Below are 17,956 nucleotides of genomic sequence, written 5' to 3'. Positions count from 1 at the left end.
GTCCGTTCCGGCTCTGCTCAGACGGTCAGGGCGTCGTCGGACTCCTCGATCGCGGGGACGTCCGTGGGCAGGGTGATGGTCCGGGTCTCGCCGTCCAGCCAGTAGCGGATCTCGGCCTCCTCGCCCTCCGGCGTGGCCGAGACCGCCTCGAGGAAGTCCATCGGCGTGGTGGGCGTGCGGCCGTTGACCTCCAGGATCAGGGCCCCGTGGGTCACGCCGGCGCTCGCGGCACGGCCCGCCGCTCGACTGACCAGCACGCCGGGGGCATCGGGCAGCTCCAGGGCCTCGCGCAGGTCGTCGCGCGCCTCGACCACGGTGATCCCAAGGGCGGTGACGACTTCGTCGTCGCCCGGGGGTGTGTAGTCGAAGGGCACCTCGGCCTCGAGGATCTCCGGGGCGACGTGGATGGCGGCGCCGCTGCGCACGGCCAGGGCGAGCCCGTCGCTGGGACGGGTGTCGATCAGTCGCGGTTCGTCCTCGCCGGCGACCCGCACCTCCAGCCAGCCGAGATAGGTGCCGTTCTCCAGGCCGTCGACGATTACCCGTTCCAGGCGCGCATCCAGCTGCTCCAGCAGGTCGATCATCAGGTCGTGGGTCTGCGGGCGCGACAGCGGGACCTCGTGCATTGCCAGCAGGATCGCGCGGGCCTGGTCGGTGCCGATCACGATCGGCACCACTTCGCCGGAGGCCGGGTGTCGCAGCAACGCGATGGGGGCGTCAGAGTTGGCATCGACCCCGACCGTGGCCAGCTCGACCGGGAGCAGGCGATCCGGGTCGGTCGCCATGTCGCGCGCCAGGGCCTCGCCGGCCATGACGAGAAGCAGGGCGAGCAAGACGGGCAGGGACAACCGGGAGCGGGGCATCATCGGGGGCGCCTGGGAAGGGGATGTCTCCCGATCATGGCAGTGCGGCCACGAGGCGTCCAGAATACGGGGCCTGCTTCTGCTTACGGATTGCCGAGATGACCTCCGACAAGCCCTATGCCCCGGCCGCTGAACAGAACCGGGCGCCCATCCTGGCGGTTCTTCGCGAGCGCTTTCATGCCCACGGGCGGGTTCTGGAGATCGGTGCCGGCACGGGGCAGCATGCGGTCCACTTTGCCGCGGCATTGCCGCACCTGGACTGGCACCCCAGCGACGTCGCCGAGAATCTTCCGGGCGTGGAGGCATGGCGGCGCGATGCTGCCGTACCCAACCTGCAGCCGGCGCGGCAACTGGACGTACTGCACGATGCCTGGCCGGAGGGGCCGTTCGAGTATGTCTACAGCGCGAACACCGTCCACATCATGCACTGGCCTGCGGTGGAGGCACTGTTTGCCGGGGTGGCCCGGGTACTGGCGGCGGGCGGGTTGTTTGCGCTGTACGGCCCGTTTGCCCACGACGGTTCGCATACCGCCGAATCCAACGCCCGGTTCGACCAGATGCTGCGGGCGCAAGATCCGGGCATGGGCGTGCGCGACTGCGCCGACCTGGACGCCCTCGCCGCCCGCCACGGACTGGAGCCCGAGGCCGTCATCGACATGCCGGCCAACAACCAGATCCGCCTCTGGCGCAGGACGTGAATCTTTAGGGCGCGACTGCCACGAAGCGCACGAAGAAGGGCTGGGTCAACAGCGATTTACAGGAAGATGGGAAGTTTGGAAGAGAAACAGTGATGGGCGCCCGGCGCGCACGGCTGCTCACTGACTAACCGATACACATCGAACCAAGGCAACGGTCCTTTTCCCTCTTCCAACCTTCCTGTCCTCGCTCTTGTTCGTGGTGGGTGGTCAGCAGTCGCCGATGCGTTTGCCGCGCATTTCCATGCGCACGTTGACCGGGCCCATCGGGGTCTCCATCTCGCTGGTCATTTCGCCCTCGGCGTGGTCACCCATGAAGCGCATGCTGCCGTCCATCTGCATGCGTCCGCCCTGTGGGCCGGGGCAACTCATGGTGTAGTCCATGCGGTCGGCCGTCATGTCCATCTGGTCCAGGGTGCAGCCTTCCGGCGCCTCGATAATGCTCTCGCCGCGGTCGATGTCTTCCTGGGTGACGCACTCGGTGCTGGTCTCGGTCTGGTCCGGCATGCCGCCCATGCCTTCCATGATCTTGGTGTTCTGGTTTTCCCAGAGGCCGGGCTGGATATTCGGGGTCTCGGCCTGGACGGCCAGCGGCAGGACAACGAGCGGCAGGGCGGCAAGAAGGGTGCGCAGCATGGCAGTCTCCTGAATCGGGGGTATCGAATGGATTCAATGGTGCCTGGCCCGTTTTGGCGGGGCAAACGCGGGTAGCGGTGCCCGCTGGCTGGTACCTTGGGTGCGTGCGAGGGAGGAAACGTAATGGCAATACCGTTGTGGCTGGTCGGCGGTGTCGGGGCGCTCGCGATGGGCGGTTTCCTGTTGCAGGAAGGTCAAGTACCGGGCGGCTCCACGGGGCATGCGCACCAGGCCGCGCCGCGCTGCGAGGTGCCCATCACCCTGCATCTGGAGGCCGTGGACCCGCGCTTCCGGTTGGAACGTGACGCGGTGCAGGCAGCCCTGGACGCGGCCGTGAGCATGTGGGACGGGCCGACGCCGGAAACACTTTTCCGTCAGCGCGCGGGCGAGGGGATGCCGGTCCGGCTGGTGTTCGACGAGCGCCAGGCGGGTGCCGAGAGCCGCGACCGGGCGCGCGCGGAGCTGGACCGGCTCAAGCGGGGGATCGCCGAGCGCGAGGAGCGCCTGGATCACCGCCACTCGGCGCTAGCGGCGGACGCCGCGGGCTATCAGCGGCGTCTGGAGGACCTTCAGGCGCGCCAGCGCGAGTACGAAGAAGCAGTGGCCGCCTGGAATGCCGGACGCATGGCGCACAGCGCGGGGAACCGCGAGCGGCTGGAACGGCAGCGCAGGGCGCTGGATGCGGCGCGGAATGACCTGGAGCAACGCCGCCGCACGCTGGAGCGCCGGCGCGACGAGCTCAATCGTGAGATCCGCGACCTCGAGCGTGAGATCGATGGCTTCAACGAACGGGTCGCGGAACTGAACCGCGAGATCGGCGCGACCGGTGCCTTCGACATGGCGGTCTACGAGCAGCAGGGCGCGCGGCGCTCCATCACCGTGTTCAAGGCCAGTGACGCGGACGAGCTGCGCCTGACGCTGGCGCACGAGCTGGGGCACGCCCTGGGGATCGAGCACGTGGACGACCCGGCGGCGGTGATGCACGCGATCCTGGGCGAGGCCAACGCCGGACGGCGCGACCTGAGCAACGCCGACCGACGCGCGCTGGCGGCGGCCTGCGGAGTGGGGCTGGAGCGGTGATGAACGGGGCGGGGCGCATGCCCAGCCCCGGATTCGGCGCTAGAAGTGGTAGCGCATGGCGGCCGACAGGACGTGCACGTGGCCCTTGGTCGTCCCCTGCATGTTCACAATGGTATCAGCCTGTCCATCTTGATTTGAATCGAAGCCCCGCGTGATGTCGAGGTCCTCGCTGGCGACATGGATGTAGCTGTAGCCCAGGTCGAAGGTCAGGCGCTCGCTGCGGGCGTAGCTGGCACCGAAGGAGAACCAGGTGCGGTCGCCATCCGGGGTGCGCGTGCTGCGCCCGTCGGTCTGCGTCGGGGTCTGGTCGTACTGGATGCCGCCACGCAGGGTCCAGCGCGGGTTCATCGCGTACTCGGCCCCCACCGCCAGGGCGTAGCTGTTGCGGTAGTTCTGTTCCAGCACCTGCTCGTTGCCCTGGGGCAACTGGATCCGGATCTCGTCGAAGTTTGACCAGTTGAACCAGGTGTACTGGGCGAGGCCGGTCCAGCGGTCATTGAAGCGATGCTGGATGCCGATCGACGCGATGTCGGGGAGTTTCAGGTCGGCACGACCGGGCAGAACACCCTGCTGGGTGGAGGTCGCGGTCCCCTTCAGGGTGTGGGTGATGCCGTCGCGGTAGTGGATGCCCAGCCGGGTGTCATCATTCAGGTCGAACTGCATGCCGATGTTGAAGCCGACATCCCAGTTGTCACCCTCGAGTTCGAACTCGCCGTCGGTGGCTGGACTGGTCGGGGGCCCTCCGGGCGTCGCGCTGCGCAGGGTGGCATCGGCGTACTGCAGGTCGAGGCCGCCGCCGATGGAGATCCGGTCGGTCAGCTCGAACGCGATGCTGGGCTGCAGGTTCAGCACCTGCAGGTCGGATTCCAGCGAGTCGTAGCGGGCGAAGAAGTTGTCGTTGTACTCGTTCCTCAGGCCGAAGGGCGCGGTGAGGCCGAAGCCCAGCCAGACGCGGTCGGAGTACTGCTCCGCCCAGTACAGGTTGGGGACCGGGGTCGGATCGTAGGGATTGCTGCTGTCGCGGCCGCCATCATATGGCGTGCCGTTGATGGTCGTACCGCGGCTGTTGACCTCCGCGTTGGGGATCAGCAGGTGCACGCCCGCCTGGAGCTCGTTGCTTTCCAGGCGCGTCATGCCGGCCGGGTTGAAGTAGATGGTGCTGGCGTCGGAGGCGATGGCGGCCTCCCCGGCATAGGCACGGCCGAGGCCGGACACGCCCTGCTCCTGGAGGTAGAAGCCGGCGGCCAGCAGGGTCGTGGGGGCGGCGAACAGGGCGGAGCTTGCGGCGATCGAGAGCGCCAGGCGGCGCGACGGTGTCAGTGTCATGCGGTCTCCCCTTCGTGGTGGTTATACGGGGGTGGCCGCAGCCAGGCCGCGCCTTCTGCGGGACGCGATCCCCCGGGGCGGACCCTACCGTTTCGGGGGAATTACGCCAACCGCTTCACGTTTTCAGGTGATCAGGATCAGGCCGATCAGCGCGGCAACGCCGCCACCAATAAGCAGCGCAAGGGTGCGGCGGGTGAAGTGGCCAAGAAACAGTCGCGCCGCGCGTTCGCGCATGCCGAAGGCGTCCTGAACACCGACCAGGGCGGCGATCAGGCCACCGACCAGCAGGATGATGCCCAGTATCTGGAGGATGGCATCCATCTCGAGCACCGCCTCAGGCCTTGTGGATCAGGCGTAGCAGGCCCAGCAGGAGGACGGCGCCGAGTGTCGCGGCCGCCAGGCTGCCGATGAGGCCGCCGGCCTGTACCCCGAGCTGGGTGAATAGCCAGCCGCCAAGGAAGGCGCCGATCACGCCGACCACGATGTTGAGCAGGATTCCCTGCCCGGACCCGTGGACCAGCAGGCCGGCGAGCCAGCCGGCGATGCCGCCGATGAGCAGGAGGAGAAGGAGGGATTCCACGGCCATATTGTTGCGCTCCTTGCAGGTGACGGGGTTTTGATCGTGCCAATGCCGGGACGTTCACCGGGGAAACATGGATCCGCGTTCCCCGGGACCCTGCTTCGACTGTACAGGCCACGCGATTTCCCTGCCCACCGGCGAACATCGTCCCGGCGACACCGCAACCCCATCGGCATGGGTATTTTTGAGAACCATTCCGCAAAACCCTAGTCTCTGTATCGGACATTCATGGATCCGTCATGGACTCGGCCACGCGTTCGTCGCGGGCTGTCGACGGGAAGGAAACCGAGATGACCGAACAAGCGAATCCCCGCGCCCAGTATGGGCGCTCGGCGCGTTGCGGGCGGACCTGTCGCGCGCTGATGCCTGCCGCCCTGTTGGCGTTGCTCGCCGGGTGCGGTTCGGGGAACGGGCCGTCCGAGGCGGTTGTGTCCAGTGCCGCCGCGGGCGACGGCCTGGCTCCGGTGGAGGAGACCGGGACGCTGCGCGTGGTGACTCGCAACGCGCCCACCACCTGGTACTTCGACCAGCATCTGGAGACCGCCGGCACGGAACACGACCTGGTCGAGGGCTTTGCCCAGGCGCATGGCTGGCAGGTGGAGTGGGTCATGGCCGAGTCGGTCTCCGGCGTGCTCGAGGCACTCGCGTCCGGCGAGGCGCACATGGCGGCGGCGGGGCTGACCCATCTCCCCTCGCGCGACGAGCGCTTCCGCCGCGGCCCCGAATACATGGAGATCAGGGAGCAGGTGGTCTGCCATCGTGACTTCGATGCCATGCCCGGTTCGGCGAGCGAGCTGGAGGGTGTCGATCTGGTGGTCTCGGCGGGCAGCAGCTATGTCGAGACCCTGCAGGATGTTCTGCCGGAATCGGCCGATTTCGAGGCGCGCGAGATTGGCACCGAGCGTCTGATGGCGCAGGTCGCGCGCCAGGAGATCGACTGCACCGTGGCGGATTCCCACATCGTCCGCTACAACCGCCGCTCGTTCCCGCACCTCGACATCGCCTTCGATCTTTCCGAGCCGCGTGCGCTGGGGTGGTACGTGGAGGCCGCACAGGCGGCGCTGGCGGACCTGGCAGCCGAGTGGATGCAGGGCGACGGCGGCCGGGAACTGCGCGAACTCGTCGACGAACGCTACTACGCCTACATCGATCAGTTCGACTTCGTGGACCTGCGGGCGCTGAACCGCCGGATCGAGAATCGGCTGCCGCAGTATCAGGCGTACTTCGAGGAGGCGGCCGAACGCACGGACCTTCCCGCCGACTTGCTGGCCGCGCTGGCCTACCAGGAGTCGCACTGGGATCCGGAGGCGCGCAGCCCCACCGGCGTGCGCGGCCTGATGATGCTGACCCGGCGCACCGCCGAGTCGCTGGGGGTGGACCGGCTGGACCCGCTGCAAAGCATTGACGGCGGGGCCCGCTACCTGCAGCGCCAGCACGAACTGCTGCCGGATGATGTCGCCGAGCCCGATCGCACGTACCTGGCGCTGGCCGCATACAACATCGGGCGTGGCCACCTGCTGGACGCCCGCCGCCTGGCACGCGAGCTGGGGCGCGATCCCGACCGCTGGGCCGACATGCGCGAGACGCTGCCACTGCTGACCGAGGAGCGGTACTACCAGGACCTGCGCTATGGCTATGCCCGTGGCTATCAACCGGTGTACTACGTGCAGCGTATCCGCAACTACCGCGATGTGATCCGCCCGGTCTTCGTGGCCGAGGACGACCCCAAGTCGGAACGGGTCGTGGTCAGCCGCGACTGACCCGTGGACGCTTGCGGTCGTCCATGACGAGGTCGTCCAGTATCTCTCTCCAGTCCGGCTCCAATCGCCCCGGCGTCCACGCGCGGACGTCGGGTGCGGGCGGGACCCCTTGCTGCAGCCATGCTTGCAGGCGCTGCGTCAGCGTGTCTACATCGCCTTGCGGGTAGCGACAGGCATCGGGGTACTGTTCGCGGTAGGCCAGGGCATCCGGGACCAGCGGTGTGGCACCAGCGGCGCTGGCCTCCAGCACTGCCAGGCCCTGGAACTCGTGCCGGGCGGTACTGACGACGATGCCTGCGCGGCCCAGTAACGCGTCGTATTCGCTGCGGGGCAGCTTGCCATCGGCGATGATCCGGTTCCCCAGGGCCTCGCGCAGCTTTTGCAGGGGTTCGGGGGCGTTCGCCGGCCGCGGCCCCAGCAGGGCAAGACGGAACTCCACGCCCGACCCCGCCAGCGCCAGCATGGCCTCGGCAAAGACCTCCGGGGCCTTGTCGTATTCCCAACGGTGATTCCAGAGGATCAGGCCCGGATCGCGAGTGCCGCCGGCCACGGCCGTTGGCTGGATCGGCACCGGGAGGATCGCGCTGCGCTCCGTCAGTCGGTCCCCTATCCCGGGAGGTACCGCATCCGGCATGCGTCCGAGGAGGGTCGCCACCCCTTCCAGGAACGAGTCGCGGTTGAACGCCGAGTTGAAGGCGATGCGGTCCGCGGCCAGCGCCGCATAGATCTGCACCATCTGCGGGTCCACCGAATCCACCTGTTGCGGGCCCAGCGGATAGGCAAACTGGTTCTCGTGCACGTAGTAGAGCGTCGGCAGGGCGGCGAGATGCGGATGGAGTCCGCGCAGGGTGGCGAGATCCACCATCGAGGTGGCGATGACTGCGTCGGCTTCCGTGGTCGCCAGTTCGTCCAGCCAGGAGATCGGGTTGCCACGGATGCGCCAACGGAAGTGGCGCCCCGGCAGTTCCAGTAGCTGCCAGTTGAACGCATCGAAGGTGCTGGTCAGCCAGTCTGTCCACGCCGCGTGGCTGTCGGCGCGATAGGCGGAGAGCAGGAGGATGCGTTTGCGATGGTCCGGCGCGCCCAGGGTTGGCTCCCCGTCAGACAGGGGCGCCCCGGGGCGCCCCTCGTGATTACCAGGTGAGGACTTTGCCGGCCGAACCCAGCGAGGGCAAGGCCTGGGACGGGCTCAGCAGCGGGAGATCCTGGTAGGCGAGATCGGACTCATCCATGCCGTTGAGTTCCAGCGACTGGCGACAGCCCATCACCTGGACCCCGTTGTCCATGGCGTTCTTCATGAAGTCGGCAATGCTCTTGCCGCCCTCCATTGGGTAGATGGTTTCGGCGACCCCCGTTTTCAGCAGCTCGGTGGCCGGTCCGGTGAAGTACATGATGACGTTCTGTTCGGCCGCGGCAGCGGTGGCTGCCAGGAAGAAGGCCGACGGCAGGCGGCGCTTGTTCTCCGGCCCGGTGATCATGATGACGACAAGATCGGCGGTTTCTTCGCTCATGGGGATGCTCCTCGGGGTGGTTTCGGTGGGGGCGCCCGCGGCTACTTCGGGGCGGTCCAGCGTTCGCCGGCCATGGGCTCGTCCACGGGCGTGCCGGCGATGTGGTTGGTGTAGTTGGACAGAGTCTTCAGGCCGATCGCCAGGATTACCTCCAGCATCTGCGCGGGCGTATGGCCGGCATCCAGGAAGGCCTGCCGGGTGGCCGTGTCGACCCAGCCACGCTGTTCGATCATCGCGCGGGCGAACTGGCGCAGGGCCTCCAGCTTGGGGTCAGTGATCGGCTGGTCCTCGCGCAGCGCGGCGATCACGTCGTCGGGAACACCGGTCATGCGGCCGGTCATGCTGTGGGCGGCCATGCAGTAGTCGCACTCGTGGTAGCGGCTGACGGTCAGCAGCAGCACACCCTGTTCGGTCGGGGTTAGCGAGGTCTTCTGCAGCAGGTCGTTGAGGGAGAGGTAGGCCTCGGCCAGGGCAGGGGCGCTGGCCATCTTGCGGATCAGGTTGGGGACCATGCCGAAGGTCTGTTCGGCCTGGTCGAAGGCGCGTTGCGCCTCCGGCGCGCTGCTCGCGTCGTGTAGGGGGAAGTCATCATGACTCATGGCGGGCCTCCGGCGTTGGGTTGAGGAGTGCGCCCAGCGCGGGGCCCAGGCGCAGGATGGTCGCCGGATCCTGGTTGGCCTTGGCCATGACCAGGATCCCCTCCATCAGCGCCAGCCACTGTTCGGCCAGCGCGTCGGTGTCGGTGTGGGATGGCAGCTCGCCGTCCTGCACGGCCTCGTCCAGCACGGAGCGGAAATGCGCGGTGACGGCGTCAAGGTGTTCCCGGATCGCCTGGCGCAGGGTCGGGTTGTGGGTGCCCATCTCCACGGCCAGGTTGCCGAAGGGGCATCCCGGAAGCTGTCCCGTGTCCGCCTTGATCCCGGCCTCGAAGTCATGGATGGCCCGGACAAATGCCTCGATCCGGGCGCCCAGCCCGTCGACGCCGGCCAGTGCCGGGATCAGGACCTCTTGTTCGAAGTCGGCGTAGAGGGCATCCAGCATCGCCAGGGTGAGCGCCTCCTTGCCGGGAAAGAAGTGATACAGGCTGCCCTTGCGCACGCCGGCGTGCGCACAGATCTCGGCAATGCCGACGGCGCTGTAGCTGCGTCCGACGATCAGTTCGCGGGCGGCCTTCAGCAGGCCTTCGCGGCTGTCGTGGCCAGTGGGGTTGGCGGTGGTTATCTGCATGACTTTGCACACTAGTTGACCGGTCGGTAAAGTGCAAGGGGAGACCTTCCCGAAAGGAGCGCGACGATGCCCCGAATACCCGATGCTTGTGACGTCAAGGGTGCCTCTGGTGTGTCCATCCCGGTGCGGTATGCCGAGTCCTGGGAGGACGGCTTTGGCGTGCGTGGCTGGAAGCTGGACCTGCCCGGGCAAGGCGCGGACGTGATCGCGGCCACCCCGTTTACCGGCGAGCGCATCCCGACCTCGGTATTCGTGCACGACATCGTGGATCACCACCTTTGCGGGTTTGCCCTGTCCGGCTATGTCGACGAGGCCGGAGCGCTGATTCAACTGGCCGAGCGCACGGGTTCCGATCCGGTGCCGGATTTCGTGCAGATCATCGATGAGGATCTATTGCCGGGATTGTTCGAGAGCGAGGACTGGCAAGCGTTGCTGCCCGTATCGCTTGTTGAGCTGGTGGAAGCCGCCTCGGACGCACGCTCCGGCATGGCGCGGCTGCGTGGGCAATGGGGCGACGGCGTACTGCGGGCGCTGTGGATCGCCGGCTTCGTGGAGACGGGCTGGGAGCTGGCCGCGGGCGCGCGGGACGCCTGGGAACGCCACGGATTGGCTTACGCGAACCGCGCCATGACCGCGCGGGCACTGCAGCGGCTCTTCGAGCGGGTCGATGCGATGGTGTGCAAGCAGGGCTGGAGTCGGGCGCGGGGCGTTTTCCGGATCGCGCCGACGGGGGTGAATTTCCGCTTCGAGGAGCCGGCGCTCGGCCCCGACGAGTACGAGCCACTCACTGACTGAGCCGTTCGCGTGCGGTGGTTCAGGTATCGGTGGCCGGGAGCTCCAGGGACGGGCGGTGCAAGTGGTAGCCCTGAGCCATGTCCACGCCCAGTTCGCCCAGCATCTCGAGGGTGGGCGCGTCTTCCACGCATTCGGCCACGGTTTGCTTTTCCAGGCCCCGGGCGACGTCGACCATTGCGCGAATGAAGGCCTGGTTGTCGCGGTTGTTGGGCAGGTCGCGCACGAACATGCCGTCGATCTTGAGGATCTGCACGCCCAGGTACTTGAGGTAGGCGAAGGTGGAGAAGCCGGAGCCGAAGTCGTCCAGGCAGACGGTGCAGCCGGTGTGCTGCAGCGCCTCGATGAAGCGCTGGGCATCTTGCATCTCGGAGACCGCGGCGGTCTCGGTCAGTTCGATGATCAGCCGGCGAGGCTCGACGGCGTGCTGTTCGAGCTGCTGGGCGATGTAGTGCGGGAGCCCGGGTTCGTCGAAGCTGCGCCCGGAGATGTTGATCGCGATGCCGGGGATGGCCGCGTCATCGGCCAGGCGCGCGATGCTCTCGCGGATCACCCAGCGGTCGATGTCGAGGATCTGCCCGGTTTTCTCGGCGATGGGAATGAACTGGCCGGGCATGGTGAGCTCCTCCGGGCTGGTCGGGTCGCGCATGCGGACCAGGGCCTCCATGTGGTGCATGTGGCGCCCGTCGATGGTGTAGATGCCCTGGTAGTGCAGCTCGAAGTGGCCCCGTTCCAGCGCGGTGCCGATGCGCTGGCTCCACGACATCCGCTCCAGCATGTGCTCGGCGGTGTTGCGACTGCGGTCGAACACCGCCCAGGTGTTCTTGCCCAGGTCCTTGGCCTGGTACATCGCGGTGTCGGCATGCGCCACGAGGTCCTCGACGTTGTCGCCGTGCTCGGGGTAGTGGGCAATGCCGATGCTGGCGGTGAGGCGGTAGTTCTGGCCACGGAAGCGGAACGGGATCGCGGAGATCGCGCGGCCGACGCGTTCGGCCAGTTCGATCGGCTCCTGATCCGATTCGCGGTCCACCAGGATCGCGAACTCGTCACCGCCCAGGCGGGCAAAGATGTCCTGGCTACGCACCAGGGCGGCGATCTCGCCGGCGGCGCGCACCAGCACGGTATCGCCGGCCCGGTGGCCGAAGGTGTCGTTGATGGTCTTGAATTCGTCGAGATCGAAGTACAAAAGGGCGAAGCGCCCGTTGCGACGGCGCTCGCTGTGAATCGCGCGTTCCAGGCGCTTCTGGAAGTGATGGCGGTTGTACAGCCCGGTCAGCGCGTCGTGCTCGGCGAGGTAGACCAGTTGCTGGGCGGTCTGGCGTTCGTGGGTCACGTCCTCGTACAGCCACAGGCGTCCGATGGAGCGTTCGTCGGTATCGTGGACCGGGTAGGAGACCTGGGTGAGGATGCGCCCGTCGTACAGGTCGACCTCGAAGCGTTCGCTGATTTCGTGGGTGTCCAGCACGTGCAGGACGTGGCGCGAGGCGTGGTCCGGCCGTGCGAAGCGGTGGGTGGAGTGCTCCAGCACCTCGCGCGAGGGGCGGCCGACCAGTTCCACCTCGCTGGCGATGGCCCACATCCGGCGGAAGGCCGGGTTCACGTACTCCACCCGTCCGTCGCGGTCCTCGAACAGGATGCCGATGCTCATGGCCGAGAGCAGCGCGGCCATGCGGCCCTGCTCGCGCCGGGTCAGTTCCAGCAGGCGCGCCTGCTCGTCGCGCGAGGCTTCCAGTTCCGAGAGGGCCTGCAGCAGGGCCTTCTCGTTGCGCTTGCGCTGGGTGATGTCGTGCGAGATGGCCACGTAGCGGGCCGTCTCGCCGCGCGGGGCGACGAGCTGCAGGGAGATCTCGACTGGAACCTCGACGCCGTCGCGGTGGCGGTGGCTGGTCTCGAAGCGGAACTGGTCGCGCTCGCCCCGGCGCAGGGGCTCGACCAGCTGGCGAAAGCGCGGCTCGGGGTAGTCCGGCTTGATGTCATAGGGATGTAGCTGCAGCAGTTCCTCGCGCGGGATGCCGGTCTGGTCCACCGCGCCCTGGTTGACGTAGATGAAGCGCAGGGTCTCCACATCGAACAGGAACACCGCATCCAGGGTCAGGTCGAGAGTGGAGCGGAAGGCCTCCAGTTCGTCGGTCTTGGCTCGCAGGCGCTCGCTGGTGGTGACGAGCTCGTCGGCATCGACGACGTGCCCCTGGAGATACTGCAGCCGGCCGCGCGCGTCGTAGTGGCCGGCCCCGCGTTCGAAGACCCAGCGCAGGCCGCCGTCACGCTGGACCAGACGCCACTGGACCTGGAACTGGCCGTCGCGCTGCAGGCCTTCCGAGACCTCCTGCCAGACGCGTTCGCGATCGTCCGGGTGGACCAGGTCGCCGAGGGTCCGGTGTTCCTGGAAGAACCGGGTCTGCGGGTGGCCCGACAGTTCTTCCAGCGAACCCTCGATGTTGATCACGTCCCACTGTGGATTGTTGCGGCAGCGATAGACGAAGCCATTGAGGGTATCGAGGATGCGCAGCAGGTCGTCGCCCTGCTGGGTGCCCAGCGAGCGGGTCAGGGTCATCAGCCCGATGGCGGCGAGGATGGCGGTGAACATGCGCAGCAGCTGCACGGGCAGCCCGCTTGTCTCGAGGAAGTCGCCTTGGGTGGGCAGCCAGCCCGGCAGGGCCGGATCCAGGGTTCCCGGAAACGGGGTGAGCAGTGCGTAACCCAGAAAGGCGAGAGCCAGGAGGGTCACGGCCGGATAATGCCGGGCCTGATCGCCGGATTCGACCGCCCGCCGACGGCGTTGCCGCAGCACGAACCAGAAGGCCAGACCGGTCAGCAGTGCCCCCGGGAAGCCGACCAGGTAGCGTCCGCCGTTGGCCAGGCCACGTCCCGGGTCGTCGGCGATGCCGATCACCAGCAGCATTCCGGCGGCGAGGACCGGGTACAACCACAGGGCATCGAGCCGGATGCGTGGCTGGCTCGCGACCAGGGCACGGCGCCCGAACTCCAGCAGCGGTACGTAGGAGAACAACTGCCAGGTGGCGTTGAGCCACACCGAGCGCGCCGGCGGATAGTGAAAGCCTGCGGCTTGCAGGAATTCGTACGCACCGTGGATCAGGCCGAACAGGGCCAGCAGCCAGAAGTATCGGGCAAACGGCAGTGTGCCGTCACCGCGGGGGAGCACCAGTGCGACCACCCCCAGCGCGAAGAAGGCCAGGCCGTAGGCCAGGTAGAGGACCGTGAAGCCGCCGGGCGAGAGATCCATCAGTGGGCTCGCCGCGAACCGGGGTATGGATCACCGGCGGTGATGCGGGCAAGCCGGGAGAACGGGTCGGACACGCAGCTTCCTTTCGGCCGCACGGGGCTGTTGCCGGGACCGGTCTACGAAATCAGGGGTCTAGCTTGCGGGGATGTGTGGAGGGGATGCAAGCCGCGGGCGGAGCGGCCGGGACGACGAAGCGTCCGGCCCGGAAGGCGGGCCGGACGCGAGGGTCGGGATCAGGCGCCGACGTACTCGTCACACCAGCCTTCGGCGTTCACCTGAACACCCTGGAAGTCGGCGTGGAAGCACTGGCCCCATTCGGCATCGCCACCGCCCCAGAAGGCGCAGTTCTTGCACTTCTCGCCTTCGGAGTAGTCCGCGTGATCGGCGTCTGCGGCGTTGTTGACGTAGTTGTGGGCATGGCCGTCTTCGGCCTTCGTATCAGCCTTGGCCGAGGAGATGCCCACCATGCTGACCACCGGGATGGCGGCCACGGCAGCGGATGCCTGACGCAGGAATTTACGACGGTTCGCATTCGGTTGATCGGACATGAGGTCCTCCGTTTGCTTATGAGTGGATGATTGTTCTTGTTGCTGCTTCAGAGCGAACCGCGCACGCCCGGGCTGTGCGCGTTCACTGCTTTCGAGCGCTGCGGCCGCCGAGGGTTCCCTCGATTTCTGCAGGGGTCCGGGCAGGGCACCGCGGCCGAGCTCCGGCAAGGGGATGCAGTGGCCCCGAAAAAAATTCCATGCCGTGCGTCGGGTTCCGTGTGACGTGATGAAGATCACGACAGGCTGGTCTACCATTAGGGTTTTCTTATTCATGCTGATCAGGAGGTGCCCCATGCAGTACCGGAAGACGATGGTGATGTGCGCCCTGGGCGCGATGGCGGTCATGCCATTTGCCCAGGCCAGCGCGGTGGAACGCGGCATGGAGCCCAGCGTGGCGCTGATGGGCGGAGTGGTCTCGCCGGATCTGTCGGATGCGAGCAGCGATGGCGCCTACGGCGTCGAGATCGGTGCCAACTGCCAGCTGTTCCAGCCAGCCACGGGCGTGCTGCGCCACCATCTGAGTGTGAGCCGCTATAGCGACGACCCGCTGAAAATGACCAGTGCCGAGGTCAACAGCCACTGGATGTTCGAGCCGAACGAACGGCTGTCGCTGGGGTTCGGTCCGGGTATCGGCTACGTGCGCGCCAAGCTGGATGACGACACGAATGGCCTGTGGGCGGCCCAGGTGGGTGGCAGCCTGAAATACCAGCTGGACCAACAGTGGTTCCTGGGGCTGGAGGCCCGCTATCAGTTTACCGAGAGCGATCGTTTCGATGGCCGCCGCGCGGATGCCGACAACATGCGCGTGATGGGCAAGGTCGGCATGCAGTTCTGAGCCGCCGGATCGCCCGGGGGCTTGCCGGCCCCCGGGTACCGGGTGACGATGGGGCGACGTAGATACAAAAAGGCGTTGCCCATGGCCGAAGCCCCCGACCCCACCGATCCGGGCGAGACCCAGGAGCCCCCCGCATGGCACGGCCGGAAGGCGGAGGAGGCCCTCGAGCATTGGGGGTCTGCGCGCGAGGGCCTGACGGCTGACACGGCCGAGGAGCGTCTGGCCCACTACGGTCCCAACCAGTTGCGCCCGCCCGAACGGGCCGGCGTTCTCCGACGCTTCCTGCGCCATTTCCACAATGTGCTGATCTATATCCTGCTGGTGGCGGCACTGGGGACGGCGCTGCTGGGCCACTGGGTGGATACCGGCGTGATCCTGGCCGTGGTCCTGATCAACACGCTGATCGGATTCGTCCAGGAGGGCAAGGCGGAAAAGGCGCTGGACGCCATTCGTCGCATGCTCTCCCCGCGTGCGCTGGTCACACGCGGGGGCGAGCGCCGCGAGATCCCGGCCGAGCAGCTGGTGCCCGGGGATGTCGTGCATCTGCAGGCCGGGGATCGGGTACCCGCCGATCTGCGCCTGTTCGAGGTCAAGAACCTGCGCCTGGAAGAGGCGGTGCTGACCGGGGAGTCGGTGGCGGTGGAGAAGGATACCGCCGCAGTGGAACCGGACGCGGACCTTGGAGACCGCCGCGGCATGGCGTTCTCCGGAACGCTGGTGGCCTTTGGTCGTGGTACGGGCGTGGTGGTGGCTACTGGCGAGCACACCGAGATCGGGCGCATCTCCACCATGCTCGGCGAGGTCGAGGGACTGGAGACGCCGCTGGTCCGGCAGATGGAGCAGTTTGGCCGCTGGCTGGCGGCGGTGATCGTGGTGATCGCGATGGCCACCTTCGCCTTCGGTTTCTGGGTGCGCAGCTATCCGCTGGACGAGATGTTCCTGGCCGCGGCGAGCCTGGCGGTGTCGACCATCCCCGAGGGGCTGCCCGCGATCATGACCATCGCACTGGCCATCGGGGTGCAGAAGATGGCGCGGCGCAATGCCATCATCCGCCGCCTGCCGGCGGTGGAGACCCTGGGTTCGGTCTCCGCGATCTGCTCCGACAAGACCGGCACGCTCACACGCAACGAGATGACCGCGCAGACCCTGCGCACGGCCACTCGCGAGATCCATGTCAGTGGCGTCGGCTACGCGCCGCAGGGGCATTTCTCCGAGGACGACCGCGATGTCGACCCGGAAGACGACCCATTGTTGCGGGAGGTCCTGCGGGTGGGGTTGCTGTGCAACGATGCGCGGCTCTACGAGAGGGATGGCGACTGGGTGATGGAGGGCGACCCGACCGAGGGCGCCCTGATTACCCTCGCGCGCAAGGCCGGGCTGGATCCGCACCTGGAAGGCGAACGCCTGCCGCGCACCGACGTGATCCCGTTCGAGTCGGATCACCGCTACATGGCCACGCTGCACCATGACCACGAGGGCCATGCCCGGATCTTCCTGAAGGGGGCGCCCGAGCGCGTGCTGGAGCTTTGCAGCGAGCAGCAGGTGGATGGCCACACCCGGGCGGCGCTGGATGCGGAATGCTGGCATGCGGGGATGGAGGACGTGGCGGCCCGGGGCCAGCGCCTGCTGGCGGTCGCGGTACGCGAGGCCGAACCCAATGGAGGCGAGCTGCGCTTTGACGATGTCGAGACTGGTGGCTTCACCCTGCTGGCATTGCTGGGGATCATCGACCCGCCACGCGACGAGGCGATCCGTGCGGTGGCCGACTGCCGCGCGGCCGGTATCGACGTGAAGATGATCACCGGCGACCACCTGGCAACGGCGCGGGCGATCGGCGAGCAGCTCGGCCTGGGGCGCGAGGCCGAGGCACGCGCCGGTCACGAGCTGGATGCGCTGGACGATGCCGATCTGGCGGAGCTTGCGGAGCGCACGGATGTCTTTGCGCGGACCTCGCCGGAGCACAAGCTGCGCCTGGTGCGGGCCCTGCAGCAGGGCGGGCGCATCGTGGCGATGACCGGGGACGGGGTCAATGATGCCCCGGCGCTGAAGCGGGCGGATGTCGGTGTGGCCATGGGTGGCAAGGGCACCGAGGCGGCCAAGGAGGCATCGGAGATGGTGCTGGCGGATGACAACTTTGCCTCCATCGCCCATGCGGTCGAGGAGGGCCGCACGGTCTACGACAATATCCGCAAGGCCATCCTGCACATGCTGCCGACCAACGCCGGACAGTCGCTGACCATCATGATGGCGATCCTGATGGGGCTGGCCCTGCCGCTGACCCCGGTGCAGGTGCTGTGGGTCAACATGGTCACCTCGGTGACGCTGGCGATGGCGCTGGCCTTCGAGCGCGCGGAGCCGGGCGTGATGCAGCGTCCGCCGCGCGCCCCGGATACGCCGCTGCTGTCCGGCTTCCTGCTCTGGCGCATCCCGTTTGTCGCGCTGCTGCTATGGGCCGGGACCTTCGGACATTTCGTCTACATGGAGATGGTGGCCGGGGTGGCCGACGAGGTCGCGCGCACCGTGGCGATCAACACCCTGGTGGCGGGGCAGGCGTTCTACCTGCTGAACCTCCGGTTGATCCACCAGCCGGTCCTGCCGCGCGGCGAGCTGTTCCGTTCGCGCGCTATGTGGCTGGCGATCGGGGTGCTGGTGCTGCTGCAGCTGGCGTTTACCTACGTGCCGTTGCTGCACACGCTGTTCGGTACCACGGCGATTGGTGCTGACGACTGGGCGCGTATTCTGGCTTTTGGTCTGGCGGTGTTCGTGATTGTGGAGCTGGAGAAGCTGGTGGTGCGCCGGGTGCTGGCGCGCCGGCGCGGTGTGGCGCTGCAGGCTGTCTGAGGGCCTTGCTTTTGCTTG

The 17,956-nt window shown here is 67.5% G+C and carries 17 protein-coding genes; 6 read left to right on the top strand and 11 right to left on the bottom strand.

Translation table 11 applies throughout. The features are described from left to right. Positions 1-17: 17 nt before the first annotated feature. Positions 18-866 carry a bifunctional nuclease domain-containing protein gene (locus F817_RS0104365; RefSeq protein ID WP_029681034.1) on the bottom strand — a complete coding sequence of 283 codons (849 nt, stop codon included), beginning with the start codon at positions 864-866 and terminating at the stop codon, positions 18-20. 95 nt (positions 867-961) lie between these two features. Here F817_RS0104365 and F817_RS0104360 point away from each other — a divergent pair, with 95 nt between their 5' ends. Next, a complete protein-coding gene (locus F817_RS0104360) occupies positions 962-1,561 on the top strand; it encodes a DUF938 domain-containing protein (protein ID WP_024326511.1) in 600 nt (199 codons plus the stop codon). Between the two features lie 207 nt (positions 1,562-1,768). On the opposite strand, the gene F817_RS0104355 is transcribed toward F817_RS0104360, so the two are convergent. Further along, positions 1,769-2,194 (bottom strand): DUF3617 family protein, encoded by a 426-nt coding sequence (locus tag F817_RS0104355; RefSeq protein ID WP_024326510.1) that lies wholly within the window; start codon positions 2,192-2,194, stop codon positions 1,769-1,771. A gap of 123 nt (positions 2,195-2,317) precedes the next feature. On the opposite strand from F817_RS0104355, the gene F817_RS0104350 reads away from it, so the two are divergent. Further along, complete coding sequence (locus F817_RS0104350; protein ID WP_029681033.1) at positions 2,318-3,274, top strand: matrixin family metalloprotease; 957 nt, start codon at positions 2,318-2,320, stop codon at positions 3,272-3,274. A gap of 39 nt (positions 3,275-3,313) precedes the next feature. On the opposite strand, the gene F817_RS0104345 is transcribed toward F817_RS0104350, so the two are convergent. The 3 genes from F817_RS0104345 to F817_RS0104335 form a co-directional block, all read right to left on the bottom strand. Continuing rightward, positions 3,314-4,600, bottom strand: a complete 1,287-nt coding sequence (locus tag F817_RS0104345) for an OmpP1/FadL family transporter (RefSeq protein WP_024326508.1) — start codon at positions 4,598-4,600, stop codon at positions 3,314-3,316. 123 nt (positions 4,601-4,723) lie between these two features. Beyond that, complete coding sequence (locus F817_RS0104340) at positions 4,724-4,912, bottom strand: DUF3185 family protein (protein ID WP_024326507.1); 189 nt, start codon at positions 4,910-4,912, stop codon at positions 4,724-4,726. A 22-nt stretch (positions 4,913-4,934) separates the two neighbouring features. After that, positions 4,935-5,186, bottom strand: a complete 252-nt coding sequence (locus F817_RS0104335) for a GlsB/YeaQ/YmgE family stress response membrane protein (RefSeq protein ID WP_017941905.1) — start codon at positions 5,184-5,186, stop codon at positions 4,935-4,937. A 284-nt stretch (positions 5,187-5,470) separates the two neighbouring features. Between F817_RS0104335 and mltF the strand changes: the two genes are divergently transcribed. Continuing rightward, positions 5,471-6,940 (top strand): membrane-bound lytic murein transglycosylase MltF, encoded by a 1,470-nt coding sequence (gene mltF, locus F817_RS0104330; RefSeq protein ID WP_024326506.1) that lies wholly within the window; start codon positions 5,471-5,473, stop codon positions 6,938-6,940. On the opposite strand, the gene F817_RS0104325 is transcribed toward mltF, so the two are convergent. Genes F817_RS0104325 through F817_RS0104310 form a run of 4 tightly spaced genes read right to left on the bottom strand, consistent with a single transcriptional unit; the run spans position 6,927 to position 9,678 of the window. Continuing rightward, positions 6,927-8,027 carry a DUF3524 domain-containing protein gene (locus F817_RS0104325; protein ID WP_029681032.1) on the bottom strand — a complete coding sequence of 367 codons (1,101 nt, stop codon included), beginning with the start codon at positions 8,025-8,027 and terminating at the stop codon, positions 6,927-6,929. The two genes, mltF and F817_RS0104325, sit on opposite strands and share 14 nt — an antisense overlap. A 46-nt stretch (positions 8,028-8,073) precedes the next feature. Then, positions 8,074-8,451, bottom strand: a complete 378-nt coding sequence (locus tag F817_RS0104320; protein WP_024326504.1) for a DsrE family protein — start codon at positions 8,449-8,451, stop codon at positions 8,074-8,076. Positions 8,452-8,492: 41 nt separating this feature from the next. Further along, the gene (locus F817_RS0104315) at positions 8,493-9,050 is read right to left on the bottom strand and encodes a carboxymuconolactone decarboxylase family protein (RefSeq protein ID WP_024326503.1); all 558 of its coding nucleotides are present in this window, start codon (positions 9,048-9,050) and stop codon (positions 8,493-8,495) included. Then, positions 9,040-9,678, bottom strand: a complete 639-nt coding sequence (locus F817_RS0104310) for a TetR/AcrR family transcriptional regulator (protein WP_024326502.1) — start codon at positions 9,676-9,678, stop codon at positions 9,040-9,042. The genes F817_RS0104315 and F817_RS0104310 overlap by 11 nt, the downstream gene beginning before the upstream one ends. A gap of 66 nt (positions 9,679-9,744) precedes the next feature. Between F817_RS0104310 and F817_RS0104305 the strand changes: the two genes are divergently transcribed. Then, positions 9,745-10,473 (top strand): hypothetical protein, encoded by a 729-nt coding sequence (locus tag F817_RS0104305; RefSeq protein WP_024326501.1) that lies wholly within the window; start codon positions 9,745-9,747, stop codon positions 10,471-10,473. A 19-nt stretch (positions 10,474-10,492) separates the two neighbouring features. Here F817_RS0104305 and F817_RS0104300 read toward each other — a convergent pair whose 3' ends face one another. Then, positions 10,493-13,714, bottom strand: coding sequence for an EAL domain-containing protein (locus F817_RS0104300; RefSeq protein ID WP_024326500.1), 3,222 nt, complete (start codon positions 13,712-13,714; stop codon positions 10,493-10,495). A 233-nt stretch (positions 13,715-13,947) separates the two neighbouring features. Next, positions 13,948-14,262, bottom strand: coding sequence for a high-potential iron-sulfur protein (locus tag F817_RS0104295; protein ID WP_024326499.1), 315 nt, complete (start codon positions 14,260-14,262; stop codon positions 13,948-13,950). 292 nt (positions 14,263-14,554) lie between these two features. Here F817_RS0104295 and F817_RS0104290 point away from each other — a divergent pair, with 292 nt between their 5' ends. Together F817_RS0104290 and F817_RS0104285 are read left to right on the top strand one after the other, a co-directional pair. Then, positions 14,555-15,097 carry an outer membrane beta-barrel protein gene (locus F817_RS0104290; protein WP_024326498.1) on the top strand — a complete coding sequence of 181 codons (543 nt, stop codon included), beginning with the start codon at positions 14,555-14,557 and terminating at the stop codon, positions 15,095-15,097. Positions 15,098-15,178: 81 nt separating this feature from the next. Beyond that, complete coding sequence (locus tag F817_RS0104285; protein ID WP_024326497.1) at positions 15,179-17,938, top strand: cation-transporting P-type ATPase; 2,760 nt, start codon at positions 15,179-15,181, stop codon at positions 17,936-17,938. The last annotated feature ends 18 nt before the right edge of the window (positions 17,939-17,956 follow it).

The organism is Thioalkalivibrio sp. AKL19, from assembly GCF_000420165.1.
Classification (GTDB): domain Bacteria; phylum Pseudomonadota; class Gammaproteobacteria; order Ectothiorhodospirales; family Ectothiorhodospiraceae; genus Thioalkalivibrio.
Note: the sequence above shows the minus strand (reverse complement) of the source record. Positions and strands in the feature narration are given on the sequence as shown.

What these genes read in the sequence shown, in the direction of transcription:
- F817_RS0104365 (WP_029681034.1), bottom strand. Translation starts at nt 866, where the DNA reads ATGATGCCCCGCTCCCGGTTGTCCCTGCCCGTCTTGCTCGCCCTGCTT.
- F817_RS0104360 (WP_024326511.1), top strand. Translation starts at nt 962, where the DNA reads ATGACCTCCGACAAGCCCTATGCCCCGGCCGCTGAACAGAACCGGGCG.
- F817_RS0104355 (WP_024326510.1), bottom strand. Translation starts at nt 2,194, where the DNA reads ATGCTGCGCACCCTTCTTGCCGCCCTGCCGCTCGTTGTCCTGCCGCTG.
- F817_RS0104350 (WP_029681033.1), top strand. Translation starts at nt 2,318, where the DNA reads ATGGCAATACCGTTGTGGCTGGTCGGCGGTGTCGGGGCGCTCGCGATG.
- F817_RS0104345 (WP_024326508.1), bottom strand. Translation starts at nt 4,600, where the DNA reads ATGACACTGACACCGTCGCGCCGCCTGGCGCTCTCGATCGCCGCAAGC.
- F817_RS0104335 (WP_017941905.1), bottom strand. Translation starts at nt 5,186, where the DNA reads ATGGCCGTGGAATCCCTCCTTCTCCTCCTGCTCATCGGCGGCATCGCC.
- mltF (WP_024326506.1), top strand. Translation starts at nt 5,471, where the DNA reads ATGACCGAACAAGCGAATCCCCGCGCCCAGTATGGGCGCTCGGCGCGT.
- F817_RS0104320 (WP_024326504.1), bottom strand. Translation starts at nt 8,451, where the DNA reads ATGAGCGAAGAAACCGCCGATCTTGTCGTCATCATGATCACCGGGCCG.
- F817_RS0104315 (WP_024326503.1), bottom strand. Translation starts at nt 9,050, where the DNA reads ATGAGTCATGATGACTTCCCCCTACACGACGCGAGCAGCGCGCCGGAG.
- F817_RS0104310 (WP_024326502.1), bottom strand. Translation starts at nt 9,678, where the DNA reads ATGCAGATAACCACCGCCAACCCCACTGGCCACGACAGCCGCGAAGGC.
- F817_RS0104305 (WP_024326501.1), top strand. Translation starts at nt 9,745, where the DNA reads ATGCCCCGAATACCCGATGCTTGTGACGTCAAGGGTGCCTCTGGTGTG.
- F817_RS0104300 (WP_024326500.1), bottom strand. Translation starts at nt 13,714, where the DNA reads ATGGATCTCTCGCCCGGCGGCTTCACGGTCCTCTACCTGGCCTACGGC.
- F817_RS0104295 (WP_024326499.1), bottom strand. Translation starts at nt 14,262, where the DNA reads ATGTCCGATCAACCGAATGCGAACCGTCGTAAATTCCTGCGTCAGGCA.
- F817_RS0104290 (WP_024326498.1), top strand. Translation starts at nt 14,555, where the DNA reads ATGCAGTACCGGAAGACGATGGTGATGTGCGCCCTGGGCGCGATGGCG.
- F817_RS0104285 (WP_024326497.1), top strand. Translation starts at nt 15,179, where the DNA reads ATGGCCGAAGCCCCCGACCCCACCGATCCGGGCGAGACCCAGGAGCCC.